The following is a 21,953-nucleotide window of genomic DNA, read 5'->3' on the forward strand; positions in this document are numbered from 1 at the left end:
TGTCGGGCAAATCACCGGCATAACGCCATCATCGCGAAAATTGCAAAGCCCGCACGGAGAAATCCGTCGCGGGCTTTTTGTTTGGAATTCTCGAATCGGACGGCTGCGCACATCGACGCCGCAACTCCCAACGCTCCCGCCCGGGCGCCGCAAGCGCGCCGCCGTCCGAACCTTCTCATCACCCACACAATTGGCCGGCATGCGCGAACATGTCGGCCCGCGGCGCGGATCGTCGCGCGCCGCACGCGGCCCCGACGGGATAAGGTTCGCGCCCCAAATGATCTGCGCCTGCACACCGCGATCATGCCGCACATTTCTTTTTTTGGAGGGAAGCCGATGACCGCCTGCCTGATATCGCTCGCTCTTGTCGGCCTCATTGTCATCGCCGTATCGGAGGAGCTCTCGTGAGCGCCGAAATCATTTAAATTACCCCGCGTTCCAGACGCGACGACGCACAAATGGTGCTTTGTGTGTCTGTGCACAAAAAGTCCTGAGATCATCAGCGATAACTCATAGGAATACGGGTGAAAAATCCTCATAAGCCTGACAGGATTGCTGCGCTTGGTTCATGCGTTGCCAGGCACTCAGCGAAGGTACCAATGTCGGCCGGCCGATGCAGCTTCGCGTCCCAAAAGAGCTGATCACTTTCGAGAACACTCTCATGCGCGCTTTACCAAAGGGAAGCTTGAGTAAGCTGGGCTTGGCGGCGGCGGCGCTTTTAGTGTTCCTGGCGAATGGGTCCATCGCGCAAGGCGATTCTGGCTCCTGCATCGAGAGGGCATCCGCTTATGTTGCTGAACTTGATCAATTGCTTTCAAAAGAAAGAAACTGGATTACTCCATACAAAGATCTGGAGGCTCGATACGCTCCATTTCTGGATTGCGAGGTCGATACCTTGTTGGAAGAGGTCCTAAAATCACGCTTCAGTGGACCAGTTACCTATAATCCCCGATCGAAGACATTTTTTATCAACTTCTCGAACGACGATGTCCGAGTCGGCTTTGTGTACGAAGTCAAAGAGCGAAGGTCCGACTATCATTATGCTTTATTTGCAAGGAAGTAACGGCGCCTATGACCACGTATCCAGGTAGCTAGGCATAGGTCAGCAAGCCCATCACCGCACAGCGTCTCCGACAGGAACAGTCGGGCAATCCAGCTCGGCCAATCGCTTATCGGTCGTCATCTTGAATCCGAACCAGTCTTCCATCCCCGACCGTAAGGATTCCACCTCTAACGGTGCCATTTGGTACGTCGATCGCGTCGGTTCTCTAAACATGCAGGACCTCAAATGCCTGAAAGAATTTTCATCACGTATACGAATGCCACGGCTGTCCCCTATCAAGGTACGACTCTGGGATACCATGCTGTGCTGAACTACATCGATTCCAATGGAAATCATTATGCCCTAGAGGCAAGGCCGGAGCGAAAGTTCGATCGCAATGCTCAGAAGCTAGCGGCATTTCTTCGAGAGGAGTTGTTGTCAAGTGGCGAGAACAACTCGGATTCACCATTTCGGCGACTTCGCGCCGAATCTCGCAAGGTAGAATCCAAGCAGCGTCACCAATGGACCACAATGATTGCTGAAGGCGGCAATCTACGCTCGGCGTGGGTGAAAATGGTGCGCTTCGGTGACGAAGTGAATTCAACCGGCTATGAATACCGCCCATACTCTCAGAACAGTAATTCTTTCGCGGCCGCCGCTTTGAAACGCGCTGGATTTTTCGGTCCGGGAACGGCATTTCCCGAATTCTTCGATCGCCTGCTCGCTGTTGACTCAGTTGGCGGCCAAGCGCATCCCGTCTTCGTTCCGGGTTTTGACCAACGCCTAACCAATCCACTCAACAAGTCCGCGACGATGCGGACTCCTGTGCAGGAATTGGAGATTCCGCTAGTTCCGACCAACGGAAATCCCCAACATCGTCGTCAGAATTTGTTCAATGGCCGCTTTGGTATCTGGGCCGCACCTCCCAGTGGCAGTCTGAACCAGGCTGCGCCATCGTTGCTGACCGGCAGACCCGCCAGCATGGGCGATAAGCCGGTGCGATATCTCAGTCGACGCATTGCTGGCAAAGCAGAGGCATCAGTATTCGACACGGGCACGCCACCCGTGCCGTTTGTGCCGACCAAGGACCTTCTTTCTCCCGATACCAACGTTTCGTTCGGTGACCGTTTCGGAGCCAGAGCCTCGTCAGCCTACGGCCATGGCAGCGCACGCGACGCTTTTCCTCCAACTATGCCCGGTGGGCTCGCTGGCATCGACCCGGCCAAGCCGATAGGGACGCCGCAGACTTCCGACGGAGCGACATCCTCTGAGGTCGATGGAAATCGCCGATTTCTGACTCGACGCATCGCCGGTCAGCCGCGTGCTTCCGTATTTGATACGGGGGCGCCACCCGTGCCGTTCGTGCCGACCAACGATTTTCTTTCTCCCGATACCACGGCGTCGTTCGGTGACCGTTTCGGAGGCCGGGCTTTATCAGGATTCAACGGCTTGCTCGGGAAACCCGCAAGCGATCCCCTTTCGCCGGATACACCGGATGGCCTCGCTGGCCGGATCGCCGCTTTGGCCGGCATTTACCCGGCCAACCCAGATCCGCGCGTACTGCCGCAGCACGAGAATGGGTCTTACAACGGCGGGCTGCTTCAGCCGTGGCTGTTTCGCGCGCTGACTGGACGTCTTTGATAAAGCGCAGCGTCAGCCAAAACCGTTCAATTTGCCGAAGTCGAATTTTCTGCAATTCGCTGACCACTCAAAAGCGGTTTGACATGTCGGGCAAATCACCGGCATAACGCCATCATCGCGAAAATTGCAAAGCCCGCGCGGAGAAATCCGCCGCGGGCTTTTTGTTTGGAATTTTTCGAATCGGACGGCGGCCGCACATCGACGCCGCAACTCCCAACGCCCCCGCCCGGGCGTCACGAGCGCGCCGCCGTCCGAACCTTCTCATCACCACACAATTGGCCGGCATGCGCGAACATGCCGGCCGCGGCGCGGTTCGTCACGCGCCGCACGCGGCCCCCAACGGGATAAGGTTCGCGCCTCAAATGATCTGCGCCTGCACGCCGCGATCATGCCGCACATTCCTTTTTGGAGAGAAGCCGATGACCGCCTGAGTTCGGGCCGCTGTCAGGCTGCTGATTGAACGCCGGGCAGCGTCTCTGCACGAAATATCCTGAAATCACCGTCGACTCTCATAAGGATGTGCACGAAAAATCCTCATAAGCCTGACAAGGTTGATGCGTTCGGTTCATGGTTGCCGAGCACCGAGCGAAGGCATCCATGTCCGCCACCGAAGCAACTTCGCGTTCAAGAGAGCTGATCACTTCCGACAGAATGTTGCTCGCCGTTTTGTCGGTGCTGTTACTCTCCCATGCAGGCCTTTATTATGCTTGCCTGCGCTTCAATCTGCCGTTTGCCTTCGCACTCGGCTGGTCGACAACGAGTTTTGTTCTTGATCTTCGGTTGCCGGAAAGCATTGCGTCGGCTGCAATCGAAAACTTCTTTATGCTCGTCGTCGGGGAGTCTTATGCGTTCATCCTGACTATCCGATTCATCGAGCTTGGGACCTGGAAGTCGCCAAGCTTGCTCTCGTGTGCAGCTCTAATGATGGCGTATCATTTCACGGGAGCTGAAGCACTGGATTATTGCTTTGATCAAATCCGCTTTCAGTTGAATCGGCATGCTTACCTCGATCTGGCCAAAAGCGGTGCGGGCTGGCCCGACTCTGCCGTTATCCCTTGGGGGGAGACAGGCCTGCTTGATACATCAATCCAGTACTATCTGGTGATGGACCGAACCGGCGCTTTGGCGCGCGGCGAGATCAAACCGGAGCAGTTCGGTTGGAAAGCCGAGCACATGAAGTGCACCGGTCTGCAGAGCAGATTGTCGAGCGACTTCTATTCTATCACCGTCTCGTGTGTGGGGACCTGACATGGCGCAGGAAATTCGAACATTCACACAGCGGGCTACCGACCGGGAAAATTCCGAAACGAAGGTTTTCAACGTTCAGGCAAAAACGTTGGTTGACCAGTTTTGCAATGACATCGTTGATGAAAACGGAGAAAGGATCTGGTTTCCGGTAACGTCACTGCCGAGTATGCTCTCATGAATGCTTTACCGAACATAAGGGTAGGCAGGCTAGGCGTTGCGGCGGTCGCGGCACTTGTGTGTCTCGTGGACGAGTCTGTCGCGCAAGCCGGATCGAATTCCTGTATCGAGAGAGTATCCGCCTATGTCGCCGAGCTGGATCAATTGCTTTCAAAAGAAAGAAACTGGAGAACTCCGTACAAAGATCTGGAGGTCCGATACGCTCCATTTCTGGGCTGCGAGGTCGATGCCTTGTTGGAGGAAGTCGTGAAGTCACGCTTCGTCGAGCCAATTGGCTATAGCCCCGGATCAAAGACATTTTTCATCGATTTCACGAACGACGACGTTCAGGTCGGCTTTGTCTATGAAGCCAAAGAGCGAAGGTCTTCTTACCACTATGCCGTATTTGTAAGGAAGTAACGGCACCGATGATGCGTGCCGGTAGGTAGGGTAATCTCGCAGACTAACTGCCGATTTCTTTTCAACCGTGCGTCGACAAAATTGCTGGGTGATTCCAGGTCGGCCAATCGTCTAGCGATCGCGACCTTCGATATCGACCAATCCTCCACGCGCGATGATGACAATTTCTTAGGTTGCAGGGTGAAGCTTTGCACGCCGACCATGTCTGCTCCTCGAATGAAAAAGCGAGTATTCAGATGCCTGAAAGAATTTTCATCACGTATACAAATGCAACAGCTATTCCTTATCGAGGCACGACGTGGGCGCACCACGCTGTGTTGAATTACATTGATTCCGAGGGAAATCATTACACCCTTGAAGGGGTGCCAGAGCGCAAGTTCAATCGCAGTATTGAAAAGCTGTTGGCGGCTGCTGGAGAGGAAGTGTTCTCTAGCGGTGCGGATAATACGGATTCACGTTTTCAGCGACTTAGAGCCGAGTCTAAATGGGTGAGGTCGAATGGAACGGTTAGCGGGCCGCGTACCATGATCGCCGAGGGCGATGACCTGAGTTCAGCGTGGGCGAAGATGGTGCGCTTTGGTGAGGAAGTGAATCGAACGGGCTATGAATACCGCCCATATTCTCAGAACAGTAATTCTTTCGCAGCGGCCGTTTTGAAACACGCCGGGTTTTTTGGCCCGGGCACGGCGTTTCCCGAATTCTCTGACCGCCTGCTCGCGTTTGATCCGGTTAGCGGCAAAGCGAGTCCCGCCTTCGTTACGGGCTTTGACCAACGCCTAACCAATCCGATTAATAAAAGCGCGAGGACTCCCGTGCAGAGATTGGAGATTCCGGCAGTTCCGACCGGCATAAGTCAGAATTTGTTCAATGGCCGCTTTGGAACCTGGGGCCGCAGCTCCCAGTGGCAGTCTGAACCAGCCTGCGCCATCGTTGCTGACTGGCAGACCCGCCAGCATGGGCGATAAGCCGGTGCGATATCTCAGTCGACGCATTGCTGGCAAACCAGAGGCATCAGTATTCGACACGGGCACGCCACCCGTGCCGTTTGAGCCGACCAACGATCTTGTCTCTCCCGATACCAACGTTTCGTTCGGTGACCGTTTCGGAGGCCGGGCTTTATCAGGATTCAACGGCTTGCTCGGGAAACGCGCAAGCGATCCCTTTTCGCCGGATACACCGGATGGCCTCGCTGGCTGGATTGCCGCTTTGGCCGGCATTTACCCGGCCAACCCAGATCCGCGCGTACTGCCGCAGCATGAGAATGGGTCTTACAACGAAGGGCTGCGGCAGCCGTGGCTGTTTCGCGCGCTGACCGGCCGTCCTTGATAGAGAGTAGCGTCAGCCAAAGCCGCTTCAATTTGCCGAAACCGTTTCGTTGACTTTTCCGCAATTCGTTGACTATTCGAAGGCGGATTGACATGTCGGGCAAATCACCGGCATAACGCCATCATCGCGAAAATTGCAAAGCCCGCGCGGAGAAATCCGCCGCGGGCTTTTTGTTTGGAATTTTTCGAATCGGACGGCGGCCGCACATCGACGCCGCAACTCCCAACGCCCCCGCCCGGGCGTCACGAGCGCGCCGCCGTCCGAACCTTCTCATCACCACACAATTGGCCGGCATGCGCGAACATGCCGGCCGCGGCGCGGTTCGTCACGCGCCGCACGCGGCCCCCGACGGGATAAGGTTCGCGCCCCAAATGATCTGCGCCTGCACACCGCGATCATGCCGCACATTTGGAGAGAAGCCGATGACCGCCTGCCTGATATCGCTCGCGCTTGTCGGCCTCATTGTCATCGCCGCATCGGAGGAGTTCTCATGAGTACCGACATCATCCAGTTCATCCCGCGTCCCAAACGCGACGACGCGCAGACGGATTTTCCGACAATTGCTTTTCGCACCGCGCTTCGCGAGTCCTCCATCGGTCGTTTCGATGCAACTCCAGACAAGCATGGCGGACCGGCCAGCCGAGAAGCCTAAATGGGCAAAGCAAAGGCGCTCCTTGAGATCCGATCCTTAGCGCGTAGCCATACCCGAACCGCAATCCGCGTTCTCGTCGGCATCATGCGAAGCAAGGATGCCACTCCCGCCGCCCGTGTCTCGGCTGCCAATGCCATTCTCGACCGCGGCTGGGGCAAGGCCACGCAACCGCTGGAAAACAGCGGCGACGGTGCGCTCGAGCTGATCCACCGGATCGAGCGTGTCATTGTTCATCCAGAAAGCCGGGACAGGGAGAGTGCTTGAGGCGTCCCGTGCTGCAGCTAGCGATCTTTTGTTCCGGCAGTTCTCTGCGTTCTAACGCCGATTTTTCGAACCACCCATCGGCGCGCAACGAAAGACATGGACGAGTCTGGCTTGGCTCGCTTCAGAACCTGAGGGCGCTTCCGTTAGTCGGCCCCTGACATCGAGATGAGGTTGATGGTGAGCATGAAATCATCCAACAGGATAGGTCACTGTCATTGTCGATCCTGAAAATCCCAACAGCGAAGGTCTTCGAGCCGCTTCTGGAACCTGCACGCTACAAGGGCGTTTACGGCGGTCGCGGCTCGGGTAAATCGCATTTCTTCGGCGAGCTCCTGGTCGAGACCTGCCAGGCCGAGCGTGGGACGCTTGCTGTCTGCATTCGCGAGGCGCAGCGGACGTTGGCGCAATCCTCGAAGCGGCTGATCGAGAGCAAGATCGTGTCCCTCGGCCTTGGTAGCGGCTTCAAGCTCTACAGCGACAAGATCGAGACGCCCGGTGATGGTCTTGTAATCTTCCGTGGGATGCAGGATGACGCCGGGAAATATCGCCTGATGATGAAGGCAAGCGATGCCGTCGCCGCAAGACCGCTGCCGCCGGTCGTGCGGCCCGGCACGTCGCGTACACCTTCGGAACGGCAGCAGGCAGATCTGCGGACGCTGAGCGCCAAACTCTCAAGCTCCGGCGACATCAAGGATGCGGTGGCGCTCTATCACGCGCGGAAATCCGGCAGACGCTGAGAAGCCGCGCAGACAGGAACGGCGGGGATCTGCACAAAAAATCCTGAAATTATGTGCGCAAGGTTCTGGCGCTGTTCACGAATAATCCCCGCGACAGCCGCAAAATGAGCTCTTCATTCGACCGAGGACCAAAAATGAAGAAAATCTTTCGTGCCAGAAATGTGTTTCTTGCAGTAGCCGTTTCTCTGGTCGTGTGGGTAATGCAGTTCGTCTATCGCACGAACAACTTCTGCGAGCCGGGAGATCATCCCATTCAGTCAGAGGCGGACGCGATTGCTGTCGCGAAGAAGAAGATGGTCAAGAATCCTTTCTTCAGTTCCGAGCGCTTCGGTAGCGCACCAGATTTTGTCGATGCGCTCGAGCGAACTGAAAGTTGCTGCAAAGCCTTTCGTTCTCGCAACATGTTCGGTTTGATCTTCTGGGACGTTTATCTAGGGGCAAGCATTTCAACCACGCCAAACGCAGGCATCTATTGGCGACCATGGAGAAGTTCGAAAAGCCATACCGCTCTCGTTGCGATGTCGAACTGCGGCGTGATTTCCACTTCTGATTCCTACAAAGATGCAGATTATTAAAGGAAAAAGAAATGTCCGGAAACAAAGTTAAGCTGACAAATGGTGATCGTTGGACGTGGCAGCAATTTCTCGATCACTATTTCGAGCCTACCGCGTCGGGTACGCCCGTCCCGATTGCTGGACGGCCGTCGCCGGTTGCGGTGGACATGTCTTGGTACATGAGCGATGGTCCAGGGCGATACTATCATCCGGGAATGTTTCCCATCATCGATAGTGTTCTCGATCGCCGTGATCTTGCCCCGGGGACGCATGATCTTTGGAAATTGGCGCCTTTGAACGAGGATGATCCATCGGTTAAGGCCGGGATAACGCATTATCGTACGGATCTAGGATCGGGAGATTTCACGACCCGCGCGCTCGTATTTGGAGATGAGAGCGCCAGGATCTCCGGTGATGTCGTCGTTAATCCAGATGGGACCAAAACATTCAAGAGAGTTGAAATCAAGCCGTTCGATACTGATTTTGATTTCCGCGATAACAATTGGAAAAGGTTACATGTTGAACTGGCTCGGGAAGCAGCTAGGAGAAGATATGATCCTGAGAACTTGGGAGCTTCTTTTGCCATTGAATATCGCGGACAAGGGCGGCTCGGTGAACCTGGCTCAGATCGCGGGATCGGACGGGTCTATCACCCCTTCACCGACGCGCAGTTGAAAGCTGCTCGCCAGAAAGAGCTTGCTTATCCCGGGAGCATGCCACCGGGATTGTTGCCGAGCTATACGGCGGCTCCACCTCCCGCGATCAAAGAGCATCTTCGTTATCTGGATCGAGCGAACACTACTCAGGCGCAGGCCCCCGGGGCCGGGGCGGTGGTGCCGCCTTTCGGCCCTCCTACGAATCCGAGCCCGCTCCCTAGCGGGATCGCCGGCTGGATAGCCTCGGTGGCGGGTGTCGATGCCGCGAACCCGACGCAGCCGCAACAAAGCGCGTTAGGGACATCGGGCGTCAATCCCGCGCCGCAGAGGCTTCTCCCACCCTGGGTCTTTTTTGGTTCGCGGTAGGCGCGCCGGCCACGTCCATTCCCGTCGAGCTTTCACGAGCGTGGCTGTCGGCCGCGCCGCTTCCGTGCGGGTAGCCGTCAGGCCGACGGCGCTCTTTCAAATCTTCGCGCCACTGCCTGGAAATGGCGCTTTTGTTTCAAGGGAAATTTACCGATGCAGGACAATCGTGACTTCATCGATCGTGCCGAATCCGCAGCCGAAAAGCTCTACGGTGAGCCGATGTCAACTGAAGACATATCGAAGAACTTCGCGCTCCACGGAGTGCAGAAGCGCGCGGAAGCTCTCGAGAGATTTGACAGCGAGTTGCGAGGTGAAATCGATTCCAGTCCGCACAGTCTGCGCCGGCGCGTGCGGTTGATGGACTTGCGTAAGAAGATGGGCACCGTTCACGAAGCGCTGCGCAAGGCCAGGCGCTAGAACGCCTGATGCGTCCTAGCATCAACCCGGTGCTCGCCGCCCTGGCGCGAGCCCGGATGCAGGCTGCGCCGATGTTCGCGAAATGGTGCGAACTGCACGGCCTGTCGCCTTGTCCCGCGGCGCCGGCACATGTCGCGCGGTTTGTCTTGGACTGCGCTCCGCTCGGTATCGAGCGGCTTTGGCCTGCGGTCCAGGACATATCGCGGCTGCATGTCTCGGCCGGCTTACCCGACCCAACGCTCGGGGGCGCGGCAGCAGCCGCTATCAGCGATCTCGCCGGCATCGATCCGCCGCGCTCGTGGCCGAGCGACCGCAAGCAGCGCTTCAGGTCGCTGCCGTATGACCTGCAGGTCTATGTGGCAGCCCACGAAGCCCAACGCGAAAAGGCGCTGCGGCGGGCGCAGAACGAGGCAGCCACCGCCAGGCACAAGCTGGCGGCATACCAGAAGAGCGAGACCCGTACGAATGAGGAAAGCAAATCCAATGAAAACGACACGCACCCCAACGCTTGAAGAGCGCATCAAGCAGGTCAGGGCCGAAATTGAGGAAATCATGGACGCACACGTAGACGCCGTGGCCAAGCAAAGCCCCGGCGTTCCGCCCGGTGTGATCCGAAATCTCCTGACAGCACGGGCGCCAGCGTGCCCCTGTGCGCAATATCTCGAACTGGACAGCAAGGCATGACCGGTCATTTGCTGGAAACGGAGGAATTCGAAGATGACTCTCTATAGATGGTCGCAGACGGCGGCAAACAACGCGACTGCCGATCCTTCGATCAACTGGCAGGAAGGGCAGTCGCCCTCCAGCGTGAACGACTCGGCGCGCGCGATGATGGCGTCGATCGCCAAACACCGCGACGATATTACGGGCGCGATCGTCACCGGCGGGACAGCGACGGCATATACGGTCACCTCCTACGAGGCGTTCGATACGCTAACTCGCCTTAACGGACAGATCATCGCGTTCACGCCACATGCGACGAATAGTGGGACGGTAACGCTCAATGTGGATTCGCTGGGCGCCAAGCCATTGCGATCGGCGCCCGGCGTCGAGTTGCCAGCAGGAACACTGATCCAAGGGACGCCGTATCTGGCGCTCTACAACAATTCGGATGCAGTCTGGTATCTCCAGAACTTCTACGGCAACCCGTACAACGTGCCATTGGGGGCCGGGCTGGATTATTGGGGGGCAACGGCGCCCAACACCTCATTTGCTTTCCCAATTGGTCAGGCAATTTCCCGCACGACCTACGCATCGCTGTTTGCTCTTTTTGGCACGACTTATGGAGTCGGTGACGGCAGTACCACGTTCAACATGCCCGATCGCCGTGGGCGGATATCTGCACAGATGGACCCAACCGGCGCCGTTCTGACATCCTCCACCATGACACCGGACGGCAATACCCGCGGTGCTACGGGTGGCAGTCAGGTTCATGTGCTGACGACCGCTCAGATGCCGACGCATAGTCATGCCAATACCCTAAGTGACCCGGGACATACGCACTCGGTGACCTTTGTTCTCGGAGGCTCAACTGGCAGCGCCGGAACGGGTACAGCCGTGAATTCGGCAGGCAGTCAATCGGGATACGTTCTGAATGCAATGACCGGAATTTCAATCACCAACGCCAATGCAGGCAGCGGCAGTGCACATAACAACGTTCAACCAACTATCGTCTGCAACTACATCATCCGGATAATCTAACGGGTGCAATTCCAGAACAATGTCTGCACGGGACCATCACAGGGTTTCGGCGACGATCGCGGCATCCAAAGCGTTAGCGCTACGCTAAACGCGATGATCAAGGCGCCTGCGATCATTTCCCTTCTGGACATGTCGTTTCTCTACCACAACCGCCCCGAGAACATCAATGATCGACCTTAACGCCCTCACCGCGGCGAATGCGAAGCGCTGGAATAATGCCAAGCTGACGCGAAATTTCACGCCCATTGCCGGCCACCTGATCGCGCCCGCTGCCAAAGCTCGATACCAGGCCGTCTCCGCCAAAACCGGCGTACCGTGGGCGGTGATTGCCGTCATCCACCAGCGCGAGTGCTCGCAGGATTGGACGGGGTCGTTGGCGCAAGGCGATCCCTGGAACAGGGTTTCGGTTCATGTGCCCGCGGGCCGGGGGCCGTTCAGGTCCTGGGAAGAGGCTGCAATCGACGCGCTCGTCAATTGCGCGCCTCATGCTGCACGCAACAAGGACTGGAGCATTGGCCGGACGCTGGCCAAGCTCGAGCAATATAACGGGCTTGGTTACGCCGCGCGCGGGAGGCCGTCGCCCTACATCTGGTCCGGCACCGATCAGTATCGATCCGGCAAGTATGTCCGCGACGGCGTCTACGATCCGAACGTCGTGGACGGCCAGCCTGGTTGCGCCGGCCTCTTGATGGCGATGATGGCGCTTGATCCCACCATCACGTTCACGGGTGCGACGATTACGCCCGCGGCTTCCGTCAAGCCGATCCCGGCTGAAAAGCCCGCCACGCCATCGATCGTCAATCCGTCGAAAGGCTCGATCGGGGCGTTCATCGCCAACATTTTCAACGTGGTTTTCAGGAGGAAAGCATGATCAGCACATGGGACGAGATCAAGGCGTGGTTCAAGGATTCCGTGACGATCCTCTGGGCGCGTATCCAGTACGTCGTCGGCATCGTTGGCGCAGGGATCATCGCCGCCTTTTCGGGATACGACTTCACCCAGCTATCGAGCCTGGACGCCAGGTCGGCGTTCAAGATGCTGGCCTTTGCAGCGCTGGCCGGCGTTATCACCGAGGCCTGCCGCCGCCGGACGCTCTGACATGAAAATCGTGCTCGCCCTGCTGGCTTGGACGGCCGTGCTGGCAGGCGGATGGGTAATCTGGATCGCGAGCCAGCTCTATCACGTTCGCCCCGGCGTGTTCGGCGCTGAAGGGTTGGCGGTCGTGGTCGCGGTATGGATGACGCTGGAGACGCGCAAATGTGGATGACCATCGTCAGTTTCATCGGCGGCCCGGTCATCAAGGGTCTGATCGAAGGTTACAAAGCGAAGCTTGCTGCCGGTAACACCTCGGAGAGGATCGCGAGTGAGACGGCATCTGCCGAGATCGCCGCGCAGGTCTCCGAAACCAACGCGATCATGCAATATCGCCTCGCCGAGATCGGACACTGGTATGAGCCGGACAAGCTGATGGGATATTTCGTGGCTATCTATTTTGGAAAACTCTTGATCTGGGACAAGGTTCTCGGCCTTGGCACGACCGATCCGCTCGCGGGCTTTGCGGCGATCACCTCGAATCTCGTGGTGTCGTTCTATTTCGCCAAGCGAGGTTTCGAGAACGTGGCGCGGATTATCAAGCGATGACCGGGATGCAGGCGGCGGATGTCAGGGCCATCGTCATCGAGACGCTGGCCGAACAGCAACGGATTCGTCACGACGATATCGACGCAGTGGTTCTCAAAGCCGTCGCAACGACACTGACTTCGTTTGGGATCGACGAGGACGATCGAAGAGAGCTTCGCGCTGATTTTCAGCACCTGCGGCGCTGGCGCAGAAGCGTCGAGCAGGCGCAGAGCTATACCTTCAAGGCAGTCGTCACGATGATCGTGACGGGATTCGTCGGTGCCGTGTGGCTCGGCATCAAGGCGACGCTCGGCAAATGATCGGTTGACTTGCCGCACACATAGACGAACTCGGATGCAGGCGCGACATGTATCAAATTCGCGAGGTTGACGGGAGCGACGACGATATTGCGGACACACTTGCAGAGCTTCATCAGTTGACGTTTCTTGACACCGCACCCGTTCCGCAATTCGATCAGGGGCACTGGTGGCTTGCGCTTTGCGGAACCAGGCCCGTCGCTTTCGCCGGTGTCATTCCGTCGACGCACGTTTTCAAAGCGGGCTATTTTTGCCGCGTTGGCGTGCTGGGCAAGCATTGCGGACGTCGGCTTCAGTTGCGCCTGATGCGGGCCATGGAGGCGCGTGCGCGTCTGAATGGATGGTGTTCGATCGTATCTGACACGACGGACAATATTTCATCAGCCAACAACTTCATTCGCGCGGGTTACCGCCTGTTCAGCCCAACGCATCCCTGGGCCTGGCCGAACACGCTTTATTGGCGCAAGGACATGAAATAGCTGCTTGGCATTTTCATGCCTCAAAATGCCTCTACTCGCCCGGTGGCCATCGGCCGCCGGGCCTTTTTGCGTTTTTTGAGCAACCTCTTGCGGCGGAGTAGCCATCCGCCCGTCTTGATCATTGGCCATCAGCCGGTAGACTGGCAAAGCGTGGGCGGCGCAAAGCAACGGAGCAGGCGAGGAAGCATATGGCGGAGGTCGGCCGCAAGCCGGATGCAGGTTCGCCCGCGGGACCGGGCTCGGACAGCTATGTCGCCATGGTTGCGCGTGCCAAGGCCCTGATTCCAGAATTGCGCGGTCGCGCTTCAAAGACGGAGGAACTCCGCCGCCTGCCACCGGAGACCGAACGTGATTTGCATGACGCCGGCTTGTTCCGGATCGTGCAGCCCAAGCGCGTCGGAGGTGCCGAGCTTGACTATATTGCTCTGGTCGATTGCTCCGACGCGTTGGCGCAGGCGGATGCTTCCGTAGCATGGAACTTCGCCAATCTTGCCAGCCACCACTGGATGCTGGGCATGTTTGACAAGCACGCGCAGGATGCGGTCTGGGGCAGGAATGTCGATGCGTTGATCGCCTCGTCTTTCATCTTTCCAGCCGGGCGCGCGAGAAAGGTGGAGGGGGGATACGTCCTGCGCGGTCATTGGCCTTTCTCCTCGGGTGTCGAGTCCTGCGACTGGAACATGCTTGCAGGCGTGGTGTCCTCGGACGATGAGGCTGAGGGTATCGAATATCGGATATTCCTGCTCAACCGGAGCGAATACAGGATCAACGACACCTGGAATGCGACGGGCCTGTGCGGTACCGGGTCGAACGATGTATGGGTCGAGGATTGCTTCGTTGCGGAGAACATGACCATCGCAGTCAGCGATCTGACTGGCGGACCGACGCCCGGAAGCGCCGTCAATCCAAATGCGCTCTATGCGCTACCGGTATTCTCGCTGTTTCCTTACGTATTGTCGGGCGTAGGTTTGGGCAATGCGCAAGCCTGTCTCAATGATTACGTCGAGTTCGCGCGGCATCGGGCCTCGACCTACAATCGGGCCAAACTCAGCGATCTGCAGACTACCCAAATCAAGATCGCGGAGGCGTCCGCCAAGATCGATGCGGCTCGTCTCGTGATGCGTGCGAACTGCATCGATGCGATGGCCGAGGCGAGGCGGGGCCATATTCCAGACCTTGCGGTCAAGACGAGGTTGCGGCGGGATGGCGCCTTCGCAGTGAACCTTTGCACCGAAGCGGTCTCGCTGTTGTTCGCGGCAAGTGGCGCACGCAGCCTGTTCACGTCAGGCGCGCTGCAGCGGCAGTTCCGCGACGCTCACGCCGTGAACTCGCACCTCGCATTCAATTTTGATGCGGCAGGAACCAACTATGGACGCGTGGCGCTTGGCCTGCCGTCCGAAAATCTGACGCTCTGAGGCCCGGCGGATGTCTGATGCACCCAAACATCCGGCCGATCCGGCCAATGAACTTGCCAGCGACAACTCGGCGATTGACCCACGGGATTTTCGCAATGCGCTCGGCACATTCGCCACCGGCGTCACCATTGTCACGGCATTGGCCGCGGACGGGAGGCCGTATGGCGTTACTTGCAACTCCTTCGCTTCGGTATCGCTCAATCCGCCGCTGGTGTTATGGAGCCTCGGGATGTTTTCGCAGGGGCTTACGATCTTCCAGAATGCCAGCCATTTTGCGGTCAACGTTCTCGGAGCTTCCCAGCAGGCGCTGGCGTCGCAGTTCGCAAAGTCGTCGGATGACAAGTTCGCCGGCGTGAACTGGACGCCGGGGCTTGGCAACGCGCCGGTGTTGACCGATTGCGTCGCCAATTTCCAATGCCGCGCGGCCAATCGGTATTACGGCGGCGACCACATCATCTTCCTCGGCGCCGTCGAGGCCTATGCCTATAATCGGCAGGAACCCCTGCTGTTTGCGCGCGGTAATTTCGGCCGGTTTATTGCTGGAGATGGTAAGTCCTCGTGAGCAACCGCCGAATCTCGCTGGGCCTTCGACGATGCTGCGGCAGACATCAAATCTGGATATTTGCCATCTCTGCGCGATACCAGTCGCCAATCTCGCTGGCTGTCATCAGGGCCACGCCGTCGTGACCCTGGACATAGTCGAGCAACTCCTCCAGATATTTGATGCGATGCGGCACGCCCGTGATGTACGGGTGAACTGAGATCGCCATGATTCGCGCGTTCGATGCGCCTTCGAGATATAGCCGATCGAACTGATCGGTGCAGCGTTTCAGGAATTGCTCGGAAGAAAGATGCTGCAGTGCGTGGATGACGATGTCGTTGGTTTCGACCGAATAGGGAATCGTCGTGATGGTGCCGTGAGGCGTAGCGATGTCCTGTGGCAAATCGTCGATCACCCAATCCGCAACGTATTCGATGCCGTTGAGGCGCAGCAGATCGAGGGTTTCCTCGGTCTCGGTAAGGCCGGGGCTTTCCCATGACCGCGGCGGCTTCCCTGCGAATTTCGAAATTGTCTCGACCGATCGTTTGATGGCATCGGCCTGATTCTCGACTTTGTGCATCGGCCCTTGCACGAAACCGTGACCCATGAATTCAAAGCCGGCGTCAAGCGCAGCGGAGGCGACCCGTGGGTAGGAGTTGCAGACATTGGCATTGAGCGCCAACGTCGCCGGTATATTGCGGTCGGTCAGTGCCTTGAGCTGTCGCCAGAAGCCGGCGCGCATCCCGTATTCATGCCAGGACCAGTTCGGCACGTCGGGCAATAGCGGCTGGCCCATCGGCGGACTCAGCACGGTGCGAGGCATCGCGTTCTCGATCCGCCACTCCTCGACATTGAGGATGACCCATACCGCGAGTCTCTTGCCGCCGGGAAGCGTGAGCTTCGGCCTGTCGACTTGCGCTTGATAGGGAACGCGGTCGCTCAGTGCCACGGCAAACTCCCCTGCGGATTATTCGGCGGCTTTAGAATCGCCGGATGCCCCGGCATTGATCCTCGGCATGACCTGTTCGGCCATTAGGACCATCGACTGTCGCCCCAGTTCGCGGTCTTTCCAGTCCTTGCCGGCATACAGCAACGTGCCGAAGGGGCCGGTCTCTTCCTGAAAAGCCAGCAGTTGATCCGCCACGCTGTCCGGCGTGCCATGAATGATCAGCTTGTCGCAGATCGACTCCAGCGTCACCTCGTCGTCCGGCTGATCGCGGCGGGACTTGAACAGCTCGATGCGACCGCTCCGCTTCAGCTTGGTGAGCAACGAGCGATAATAGTAGACGTAAGGTCCGTTTGGATCGGTGGCATAAGCCTTTGCGGTAGCTGCGTCCTTGGCTACGAACACGCTCTTGGCAACGCGCCAATTCGCTGGATCCGCAGGACGGCCGGCGCGTTCGCATCCCTCTACATATTTCGGCCAATGGCTCTTCACCCAGGCCGGCATCAGGAAATTTGCCGAGATTGGTTCCCAACCGCGCGCGGCAGCTTCTGTCACACCCTTTGAAAACGGCGCCACCGCAGTGACCACGATCGGCGGATGCGGCCGCTGCAGTGGGCGCGGAATGAAGCCTTGGCCGATGTCTTCGATCAGCGTCTTCTGCACCGATATATTCCAGAATTGACCCTGCAGATTATAGGGCGGCTCGCTGACCCAGATCTGAAGCACCTGATTGATCGCCTCCAGGAACATGGCATTCCTGTCCGCTTCGAGATTGCCAAACACTTCCGCGTCCGACAGCAGGCCGCCCGGGCTGATGCCGAAGATCAGTCGCCCGTCGAGCATATGATCGAGCATCGCTATCGAGGCTGCAATCGCCGCCGGATGAGCGTTCGGCATGTTGACAGTGCCGGTGCCAAGTTTGATCTTGCTAGTTGCGGTGGCGAGCCATGCAATGAATGCGATGCAAGATGTGATGTTCTCGGCTCTGTCCGTGGTGTGCTCGCCGACATAGCCCTCGGTGAACCCGAGCTCATCGGCCAGCAGGAAAGCCTCTCGATCCTCCTTGAGCGAAAGCCGCCAATCCTTGTCGACAGGATGGATCGGCATCGTAAAGAACCCAAGCTTCATGGTCGCTCTTCCCCAATGGCAGGCTTTTTATTTGCACAGAACGTGCGTCGTTCGTCGCTCGAAAACAAGCTCAAAGTCGAAATAATCATCTAACAAACTTGACCTTTGGCGGTCTCAGCCGTCTAATCCCGCGAAAATGTCGATAGTTGGCCGGGGAGGTCACGCCAAAAATGAAAGCCTCGGCTTTCGCTTATGCCCGCGCAACCAGTGTCGCCAATGCGCTGGAATTGCTGACCGCGTATGGCGAAAGGGCCAAGCTATTGTCGGGCGGCCAGAGCCTGGTGCCGGCGATGAATCTGCGCCTAGTCGCACCCGAACTCATTGTCGATATTGGCGAGCTGACCGAGTTGCGCGGGGTAGCGGTGAAGGGAGAGGTCCTCACCATAGGTGCGCTGACACGTCACGCCGATCTCTTGAAATCCTCCGAAATAGCAGCCCATGCCCCCTTGCTGAAGGATGCGGTCACCCATGTCGCCCATCCTGCGATCCGCAATCGCGGCACGATTGGGGGAAGCCTTGCGCACGCTGATCCGGCTTCGGAACTGCCGGCTTGCATGCTCACGCTTGGCGCTACCATTATTGCCCGCGGACCGGGCGGCGAGCGGCGGATTGCGGCAAACGAGTTCTTCGCCGGGATCTACGAAACTGCGCTTACGCCGCAGGAGCTGCTGGTTGCCGTCGAGCTGCCGCTGACTCCAAAGAACTCGACGCATTTCTTTCATGAGTTCGCCCGTCGGCATGGCGATTACGCCATTGTTGGCCTCGCAGCCCAGGCCTCCATCAAGGATGGGCGCTTCGCCGATCTTCGACTTGGCTTCTTTGCCGTCGGCGATCGCCCGTTGCTGGCCAAGTCTGCCAGCAAGCTAGTCGATGTCGCCGTCACCTCTGCGGTGTTGTCTGAGGCAGCTTCCGCATTGGACGATGAACTCGATCCGCTGGAGGATCAACAGGCGACACCCGCCATGCGTCGGCATCTGGCGAAGGTTCTGTTGAGGCGCTGTGTGTCGTTACTGCTTGCCCGGCCTGATCTTCGTGCGGGAGCGTCAGCGTGACGGCTACGGTTGCGATTGCGCTGAGCGTCAATGGCGAGCTCGTCGAAGCGAATGTACTGCCGCGCCTGAATCTGGCAGATTTTCTTCGCGAGCATCTCAAGCTGACCGGCACGCATGTCGGATGCGAACATGGCGTGTGTGGGGCATGCACGGTCCGCGTCAATGGCGACATCGTCCGCTCCTGCCTGATGCTCGCGGTTCAGACGCACAATGCAGCGATCGAGACGATCGAGGGACTGTCCGATAGCGGCGAGATTGCCGATTTGCAGTCAGCATTCCGGGAGCGTAACGCGCTGCAGTGCGGTTTCTGCACGCCGGGAATGCTGATGGCGGCGCAGGACCTGCTGAAGCAATCGCCGTGTCCGGATCGAGAGCAGATACGCGAACATCTTTCCGGCAATTATTGTCGCTGTACGGGCTACCAGGCAATCGTCGACGCCATCGAGAGCACGGCGTGGACGCGTACGGGACGCCGGCCATGACATCGGAGCGGGCAAATCCTCAAGCACTTTCTGCGCTGGACCGCCCGAACTCCTATATCGGCAAGACAGTGCCGCGGCCGAACCTCGATCGGCTGATGCAGGGACGCGGGCTCTATGTCAGCGACATCGAGCTCCCACGTATGGCGCATGTCGTGTTCCTACGCTCGCCGCACGCGCACGCGAGAATCGTTGGCATCGAGACTTCAGCGGCCAAGCAGATGCCCGGAGTCATCGCCGTCGTTTCAGGCAGGGAGCTATCTACCGTCATCACGCCGTGGGTCGGTGTGCTTTCGCATCTGAAGGGACTCAAATCCGCCCCGCAAAGTGCTATCGCTGTCGATCGAGTGTGCTGGCAGGGTGAAGCGGTCGCGGCCGTGGTGGCGGCCAGCCGCGCACAGGCCGAGGACGCCGCAGAGCATGTCTTAGTTAAATATGAAGAGCTGCACGCCGTAACGGATATGCGTACCGCGCTCGATCCGGCAACGCCTGTGATCCACGCCTCCCTCGGGGACAATCTGGCGTTCGAGCGCATTCACGACGCGGGCGCCGTCGATCGGGCCTTTGCCGAGTCCGACGAGGTGGCCGAAGCAGAGTTCGTTTTCGGACGGCACACCGGTGTGACGCTGGAGCCGCGCGCGGTGGTGGCAGACTGGAACGCTGCGGAAACCAGGCTGACCATCTATCAAGGCACGCAGGCGCCGCATATGGTGCAGAATATCGCGGCGCTCCATCTTGGCTTGAAGGAATCGCAGGTCCGCGTCGTGTGCAAGGACGTCGGCGGCTCCTTCGGTATCAAGGTCCACATCTATGCCGACGAGATGGCGACCTACGCACTATCCAAACTCCTGCGGCGTCCGGTGAAGTTCGTCGCCGACCGGGTCGAGAGCTTCAACACCGATATTCATGCCCGCGACCATCGCTGCAAGGGAAAGATCGGCGTCAAGCACGATGGCACCATCATGGCATTCGAGATCGACGATCTTACGGGCATCGGGCCTTATTCGATGTACCCGCGCACCAGCGCGATCGAGGCCAATCAGGTCGTCAATCTCGTCGGCGGGCCCTATGTGACCGGAAACTACCGGGCCCGTGCCCGCGTCGTATTCCAGAACAAGAACGTCATGTGCCAGTACCGTGCCGTTGGTCATCCGATCGCCTGCTCGGTGACGGAGGGCCTGGTCGATCTGGCGGCGATGAAGATTGCCATGGATCCGGTTGAAATCCGTCGCCGCAATCTGATTGCCGACGACGCCTACCCCTACGCCTCGCCATCAAGTCTGCGTTTCGAGCAGTTGTCGCACCATGCGGCGCTCGCCAAGCTCGTCCAAATGATGGACTACGATGCGTTGCGCGCTGAGCAGGCCGCCCTGCGAGTGAAGAACATCCATCGTGGCATCGGCATCGCGAGCTTCATTGAAGTTACCAATCCGAGCGCGGCGTTTTATGGCGTAGGTGGTGCGAAGATATCCTCGCAGGATGGTGTCGCGGTGCGGGTTGATGCGCAGGGGTCAGTGATCTGCCAAACAAGTATCACAGAGCAAGGGCAGGGATCGGAATCGCTTACCGCACAGATCGTTGGAAGCGTGCTTGGCGTCTCAATGGATCGCGTCCGCGTAATCCTGGGCGACACCGACAATACACCGTATGGTGGGGGCACCTGGGCTTCGCGCGGCGCTGGTATCGGTGGAGAGGCCGCGCTTCAAGCCGCCAAGGTACTGCGCAAGAACATCCTCGACGTAGCGGCTGCCGTCCTGCAATCGACGCCAAGCGAACTCGATATTGTCAACAACGCGGTAGTGAATGTCGTCGATGGCGCGCCGCGGATCGATCTGAGCGAGCTCGCGCGAATTGTCTATTTCCGCCCCGACACGCTGCCGCCGGGTATTCAGCCCGAACTGATGGCGACCAGGCACTTTGTCCCACGCGAATATCCTTTCGCGTTCACCAATGGCGTTCAGGCCTCATGGCTGGAGCTTGATCCCGATACAGGCTTTGTGAAGCTGCTGAAGCACTGGGTGGTCGAGGATTGCGGCACGATTATCAATCCGCAACTGGTTGATGAGCAGATCAGAGGCGGCGTGGTGCAGGGGCTTGGCGCCGCGCTATTCGAGAAATGTGTGTATGACGAACGTGGCCAACTCACCAACGCAAATATGGCCGACTATCTGGTTCCGATGTCCGGTGAAATACCGGACATCGACGTCGGACATGTGGTCACACCGACCCTCGAATCGGAACTGGGCGCGAAGGGCGCAGGGGAAGCCGGCACGGCAGGTGCGGCGGCCGCTGTGACCAATGCGGTCAATGACGCGCTCAAGCCGTTTGGGACAATCATCACAGAGATCCCCCTGACGCCTCAGGTTATTCTGACCGCCTTGGGACGCATCTAATGCGACCGCGATAGGTTTGATCAGGATCTATTTCACGCCGAACAGTCGCTTTGTCGCCGAATTCATCGGCGCGGCGAATATCGTCGAGGCGGCCATCGAGAATGGTCACTTGGTATTGCCGGGCGGACGTCAGCCGATTGACGGCGATGCAAATATGCCGGCCGCAGTGGCGATGATTCGCCCCGAGACCATACGCGTGCTGGCAGCCGAAAGCGCGCCGCTTTCAGGCGTAATCGACAGCGTCAGCTTCATTGGTGACAGGCAACGGCTGGTGGTCAGCGGCGTGTCCAACAGGTCGCTCACCGTCGATGCGCCGAATACGGTCCGGGCCAAGTCCGGAGAACGGATCGGATTATCGATTTCGCCGGATGCCGTTCGTCTGTTGCCGCCCGAAAGCTGAGAA

The 21,953-nt window shown here is 58.4% G+C and carries 28 protein-coding genes and 1 pseudogene; 27 read left to right on the plus strand and 2 right to left on the minus strand.

Annotated features, from left to right (window positions below; translation table 11 throughout):
* The first annotated feature begins 613 nt into the window (after positions 1 to 613).
* From V1292_RS17950 to V1292_RS18060, 23 genes and pseudogenes are all read left to right on the plus strand, one after another.
* Entirely contained in the window at positions 614 to 1,063 is a 450-nt protein-coding gene (locus V1292_RS17950; RefSeq protein WP_334374049.1) for a hypothetical protein, read from the plus strand.
* Between the two features lie 303 nt (positions 1,064 to 1,366).
* Positions 1,367 to 2,683 (plus strand): hypothetical protein, encoded by a 1,317-nt coding sequence (locus tag V1292_RS17955; RefSeq protein ID WP_334374050.1) that lies wholly within the window; start codon positions 1,367 to 1,369, stop codon positions 2,681 to 2,683.
* 597 nt (positions 2,684 to 3,280) lie between these two features.
* Positions 3,281 to 3,931 carry a hypothetical protein gene (locus tag V1292_RS17960; RefSeq protein ID WP_334374051.1) on the plus strand — a complete coding sequence of 217 codons (651 nt, stop codon included), beginning with the start codon at positions 3,281 to 3,283 and terminating at the stop codon, positions 3,929 to 3,931.
* 174 nt (positions 3,932 to 4,105) lie between these two features.
* A complete protein-coding gene (locus V1292_RS17965; protein ID WP_334374052.1) occupies positions 4,106 to 4,507 on the plus strand; it encodes a hypothetical protein in 402 nt (133 codons plus the stop codon).
* A 236-nt stretch (positions 4,508 to 4,743) separates the two neighbouring features.
* On the plus strand, positions 4,744 to 5,472 hold the full coding sequence (locus V1292_RS17970; RefSeq protein WP_334374053.1) for a hypothetical protein: 729 nt from the start codon (positions 4,744 to 4,746) through the stop codon (positions 5,470 to 5,472).
* On the plus strand, positions 5,462 to 5,833 hold the full coding sequence (locus V1292_RS17975; protein WP_334374054.1) for a hypothetical protein: 372 nt from the start codon (positions 5,462 to 5,464) through the stop codon (positions 5,831 to 5,833). Before V1292_RS17970 ends, V1292_RS17975 begins: the two co-directional genes overlap by 11 nt.
* Positions 5,834 to 6,323: 490 nt before the next feature.
* On the plus strand, positions 6,324 to 6,485 hold the full coding sequence (locus V1292_RS17980) for a hypothetical protein (protein ID WP_334374055.1): 162 nt from the start codon (positions 6,324 to 6,326) through the stop codon (positions 6,483 to 6,485).
* Positions 6,486 to 6,749, plus strand: coding sequence for a hypothetical protein (locus tag V1292_RS17985; protein WP_334374056.1), 264 nt, complete (start codon positions 6,486 to 6,488; stop codon positions 6,747 to 6,749). It begins immediately after the preceding gene.
* A gap of 215 nt (positions 6,750 to 6,964) precedes the next feature.
* Positions 6,965 to 7,279 (plus strand): annotated as a pseudogene (locus V1292_RS33890) (phage terminase large subunit); the annotation flags it as partial.
* A 260-nt stretch (positions 7,280 to 7,539) separates the two neighbouring features.
* Positions 7,540 to 8,061, plus strand: coding sequence for a hypothetical protein (locus tag V1292_RS17995; RefSeq protein ID WP_334374059.1), 522 nt, complete (start codon positions 7,540 to 7,542; stop codon positions 8,059 to 8,061).
* Between the two features lie 11 nt (positions 8,062 to 8,072).
* The gene (locus V1292_RS18000) at positions 8,073 to 9,062 is read left to right on the plus strand and encodes a hypothetical protein (protein ID WP_334374060.1); all 990 of its coding nucleotides are present in this window, start codon (positions 8,073 to 8,075) and stop codon (positions 9,060 to 9,062) included.
* A gap of 153 nt (positions 9,063 to 9,215) precedes the next feature.
* Entirely contained in the window at positions 9,216 to 9,479 is a 264-nt protein-coding gene (locus V1292_RS18005) for a hypothetical protein (protein ID WP_334374061.1), read from the plus strand.
* An 8-nt stretch (positions 9,480 to 9,487) separates the two neighbouring features.
* Positions 9,488 to 9,991, plus strand: a complete 504-nt coding sequence (locus V1292_RS18010) for a hypothetical protein (protein ID WP_334374062.1) — start codon at positions 9,488 to 9,490, stop codon at positions 9,989 to 9,991.
* On the plus strand, positions 9,963 to 10,163 hold the full coding sequence (locus V1292_RS18015; protein ID WP_334374063.1) for a hypothetical protein: 201 nt from the start codon (positions 9,963 to 9,965) through the stop codon (positions 10,161 to 10,163). Before V1292_RS18010 ends, V1292_RS18015 begins: the two co-directional genes overlap by 29 nt.
* A 33-nt stretch (positions 10,164 to 10,196) precedes the next feature.
* Complete coding sequence (locus V1292_RS18020) at positions 10,197 to 11,180, plus strand: phage tail protein (protein ID WP_334374064.1); 984 nt, start codon at positions 10,197 to 10,199, stop codon at positions 11,178 to 11,180.
* Between the two features lie 166 nt (positions 11,181 to 11,346).
* Complete coding sequence (locus V1292_RS18025) at positions 11,347 to 12,051, plus strand: hypothetical protein (RefSeq protein ID WP_334374065.1); 705 nt, start codon at positions 11,347 to 11,349, stop codon at positions 12,049 to 12,051.
* On the plus strand, positions 12,048 to 12,278 hold the full coding sequence (locus V1292_RS18030; RefSeq protein WP_334374066.1) for a hypothetical protein: 231 nt from the start codon (positions 12,048 to 12,050) through the stop codon (positions 12,276 to 12,278). Before V1292_RS18025 ends, V1292_RS18030 begins: the two co-directional genes overlap by 4 nt.
* A 1-nt stretch (position 12,279) precedes the next feature.
* Positions 12,280 to 12,447, plus strand: a complete 168-nt coding sequence (locus V1292_RS18035) for a hypothetical protein (RefSeq protein ID WP_334374067.1) — start codon at positions 12,280 to 12,282, stop codon at positions 12,445 to 12,447.
* Complete coding sequence (locus V1292_RS18040; RefSeq protein ID WP_334374068.1) at positions 12,438 to 12,821, plus strand: hypothetical protein; 384 nt, start codon at positions 12,438 to 12,440, stop codon at positions 12,819 to 12,821. The genes V1292_RS18035 and V1292_RS18040 overlap by 10 nt, the downstream gene beginning before the upstream one ends.
* Complete coding sequence (locus tag V1292_RS18045) at positions 12,818 to 13,120, plus strand: hypothetical protein (RefSeq protein ID WP_442894973.1); 303 nt, start codon at positions 12,818 to 12,820, stop codon at positions 13,118 to 13,120. Before V1292_RS18040 ends, V1292_RS18045 begins: the two co-directional genes overlap by 4 nt.
* Before the next feature lie 47 nt (positions 13,121 to 13,167).
* Positions 13,168 to 13,596, plus strand: a complete 429-nt coding sequence (locus tag V1292_RS18050; protein WP_334374069.1) for a GNAT family N-acetyltransferase — start codon at positions 13,168 to 13,170, stop codon at positions 13,594 to 13,596.
* A gap of 188 nt (positions 13,597 to 13,784) precedes the next feature.
* The gene (locus V1292_RS18055; protein ID WP_334374070.1) at positions 13,785 to 15,011 is read left to right on the plus strand and encodes an acyl-CoA dehydrogenase family protein; all 1,227 of its coding nucleotides are present in this window, start codon (positions 13,785 to 13,787) and stop codon (positions 15,009 to 15,011) included.
* Between the two features lie 10 nt (positions 15,012 to 15,021).
* Positions 15,022 to 15,573 (plus strand): flavin reductase family protein, encoded by a 552-nt coding sequence (locus tag V1292_RS18060; protein ID WP_334374071.1) that lies wholly within the window; start codon positions 15,022 to 15,024, stop codon positions 15,571 to 15,573.
* 46 nt (positions 15,574 to 15,619) lie between these two features.
* On the opposite strand, the gene V1292_RS18065 is transcribed toward V1292_RS18060, so the two are convergent.
* Positions 15,620 to 16,501, minus strand: coding sequence for a polysaccharide deacetylase family protein (locus tag V1292_RS18065; RefSeq protein WP_334374072.1), 882 nt, complete (start codon positions 16,499 to 16,501; stop codon positions 15,620 to 15,622).
* Positions 16,502 to 16,519: 18 nt separating this feature from the next.
* Positions 16,520 to 17,626, minus strand: coding sequence for an LLM class flavin-dependent oxidoreductase (locus V1292_RS18070; protein ID WP_334374073.1), 1,107 nt, complete (start codon positions 17,624 to 17,626; stop codon positions 16,520 to 16,522).
* A gap of 170 nt (positions 17,627 to 17,796) precedes the next feature.
* Here V1292_RS18070 and V1292_RS18075 point away from each other — a divergent pair, with 170 nt between their 5' ends.
* From V1292_RS18075 to V1292_RS18090, 4 genes are read left to right on the plus strand one after another with little or no spacing between them, the layout of a single operon-like run.
* Complete coding sequence (locus tag V1292_RS18075; protein ID WP_334374074.1) at positions 17,797 to 18,678, plus strand: FAD binding domain-containing protein; 882 nt, start codon at positions 17,797 to 17,799, stop codon at positions 18,676 to 18,678.
* Positions 18,675 to 19,160 carry a (2Fe-2S)-binding protein gene (locus V1292_RS18080; RefSeq protein WP_334374075.1) on the plus strand — a complete coding sequence of 162 codons (486 nt, stop codon included), beginning with the start codon at positions 18,675 to 18,677 and terminating at the stop codon, positions 19,158 to 19,160. The genes V1292_RS18075 and V1292_RS18080 overlap by 4 nt, the downstream gene beginning before the upstream one ends.
* The gene (locus tag V1292_RS18085; protein ID WP_334377087.1) at positions 19,157 to 21,550 is read left to right on the plus strand and encodes a xanthine dehydrogenase family protein molybdopterin-binding subunit; all 2,394 of its coding nucleotides are present in this window, start codon (positions 19,157 to 19,159) and stop codon (positions 21,548 to 21,550) included. The genes V1292_RS18080 and V1292_RS18085 overlap by 4 nt, the downstream gene beginning before the upstream one ends.
* A 16-nt stretch (positions 21,551 to 21,566) precedes the next feature.
* The gene (locus V1292_RS18090) at positions 21,567 to 21,950 is read left to right on the plus strand and encodes a TOBE domain-containing protein (protein WP_334374076.1); all 384 of its coding nucleotides are present in this window, start codon (positions 21,567 to 21,569) and stop codon (positions 21,948 to 21,950) included.
* Positions 21,951 to 21,953 lie beyond the last annotated feature (3 nt).

The sequence above is a fragment of the Bradyrhizobium sp. AZCC 1719 genome (assembly GCF_036924525.1).
In the GTDB taxonomy this organism is placed as follows: Bacteria; Pseudomonadota; Alphaproteobacteria; order Rhizobiales; family Xanthobacteraceae; genus Bradyrhizobium.

Excerpts from the sequence above, each read along its gene's own strand:
- V1292_RS17950 (WP_334374049.1), top strand. The coding sequence starts at position 614 with ATGCAGCTTCGCGTCCCAAAAGAGCTGATCACTTTCGAGAACACTCTC.
- V1292_RS17960 (WP_334374051.1), top strand. The coding sequence starts at position 3,281 with ATGTCCGCCACCGAAGCAACTTCGCGTTCAAGAGAGCTGATCACTTCC.
- V1292_RS17965 (WP_334374052.1), top strand. The coding sequence starts at position 4,106 with ATGAATGCTTTACCGAACATAAGGGTAGGCAGGCTAGGCGTTGCGGCG.
- V1292_RS17970 (WP_334374053.1), top strand. The coding sequence starts at position 4,744 with ATGCCTGAAAGAATTTTCATCACGTATACAAATGCAACAGCTATTCCT.
- V1292_RS17975 (WP_334374054.1), top strand. The coding sequence starts at position 5,462 with ATGGGCGATAAGCCGGTGCGATATCTCAGTCGACGCATTGCTGGCAAA.
- V1292_RS17980 (WP_334374055.1), top strand. The coding sequence starts at position 6,324 with ATGAGTACCGACATCATCCAGTTCATCCCGCGTCCCAAACGCGACGAC.
- V1292_RS17985 (WP_334374056.1), top strand. The coding sequence starts at position 6,486 with ATGGGCAAAGCAAAGGCGCTCCTTGAGATCCGATCCTTAGCGCGTAGC.
- V1292_RS18000 (WP_334374060.1), top strand. The coding sequence starts at position 8,073 with ATGTCCGGAAACAAAGTTAAGCTGACAAATGGTGATCGTTGGACGTGG.
- V1292_RS18005 (WP_334374061.1), top strand. The coding sequence starts at position 9,216 with ATGCAGGACAATCGTGACTTCATCGATCGTGCCGAATCCGCAGCCGAA.
- V1292_RS18010 (WP_334374062.1), top strand. The coding sequence starts at position 9,488 with ATGCGTCCTAGCATCAACCCGGTGCTCGCCGCCCTGGCGCGAGCCCGG.
- V1292_RS18015 (WP_334374063.1), top strand. The coding sequence starts at position 9,963 with ATGAAAACGACACGCACCCCAACGCTTGAAGAGCGCATCAAGCAGGTC.
- V1292_RS18020 (WP_334374064.1), top strand. The coding sequence starts at position 10,197 with ATGACTCTCTATAGATGGTCGCAGACGGCGGCAAACAACGCGACTGCC.
- V1292_RS18025 (WP_334374065.1), top strand. The coding sequence starts at position 11,347 with ATGATCGACCTTAACGCCCTCACCGCGGCGAATGCGAAGCGCTGGAAT.
- V1292_RS18030 (WP_334374066.1), top strand. The coding sequence starts at position 12,048 with ATGATCAGCACATGGGACGAGATCAAGGCGTGGTTCAAGGATTCCGTG.
- V1292_RS18035 (WP_334374067.1), top strand. The coding sequence starts at position 12,280 with ATGAAAATCGTGCTCGCCCTGCTGGCTTGGACGGCCGTGCTGGCAGGC.
- V1292_RS18040 (WP_334374068.1), top strand. The coding sequence starts at position 12,438 with ATGTGGATGACCATCGTCAGTTTCATCGGCGGCCCGGTCATCAAGGGT.
- V1292_RS18045 (WP_442894973.1), top strand. The coding sequence starts at position 12,818 with ATGACCGGGATGCAGGCGGCGGATGTCAGGGCCATCGTCATCGAGACG.
- V1292_RS18050 (WP_334374069.1), top strand. The coding sequence starts at position 13,168 with ATGTATCAAATTCGCGAGGTTGACGGGAGCGACGACGATATTGCGGAC.
- V1292_RS18055 (WP_334374070.1), top strand. The coding sequence starts at position 13,785 with ATGGCGGAGGTCGGCCGCAAGCCGGATGCAGGTTCGCCCGCGGGACCG.
- V1292_RS18060 (WP_334374071.1), top strand. The coding sequence starts at position 15,022 with ATGTCTGATGCACCCAAACATCCGGCCGATCCGGCCAATGAACTTGCC.
- V1292_RS18070 (WP_334374073.1), bottom strand. The coding sequence starts at position 17,626 with ATGAAGCTTGGGTTCTTTACGATGCCGATCCATCCTGTCGACAAGGAT.
- V1292_RS18075 (WP_334374074.1), top strand. The coding sequence starts at position 17,797 with ATGAAAGCCTCGGCTTTCGCTTATGCCCGCGCAACCAGTGTCGCCAAT.
- V1292_RS18085 (WP_334377087.1), top strand. The coding sequence starts at position 19,157 with ATGACATCGGAGCGGGCAAATCCTCAAGCACTTTCTGCGCTGGACCGC.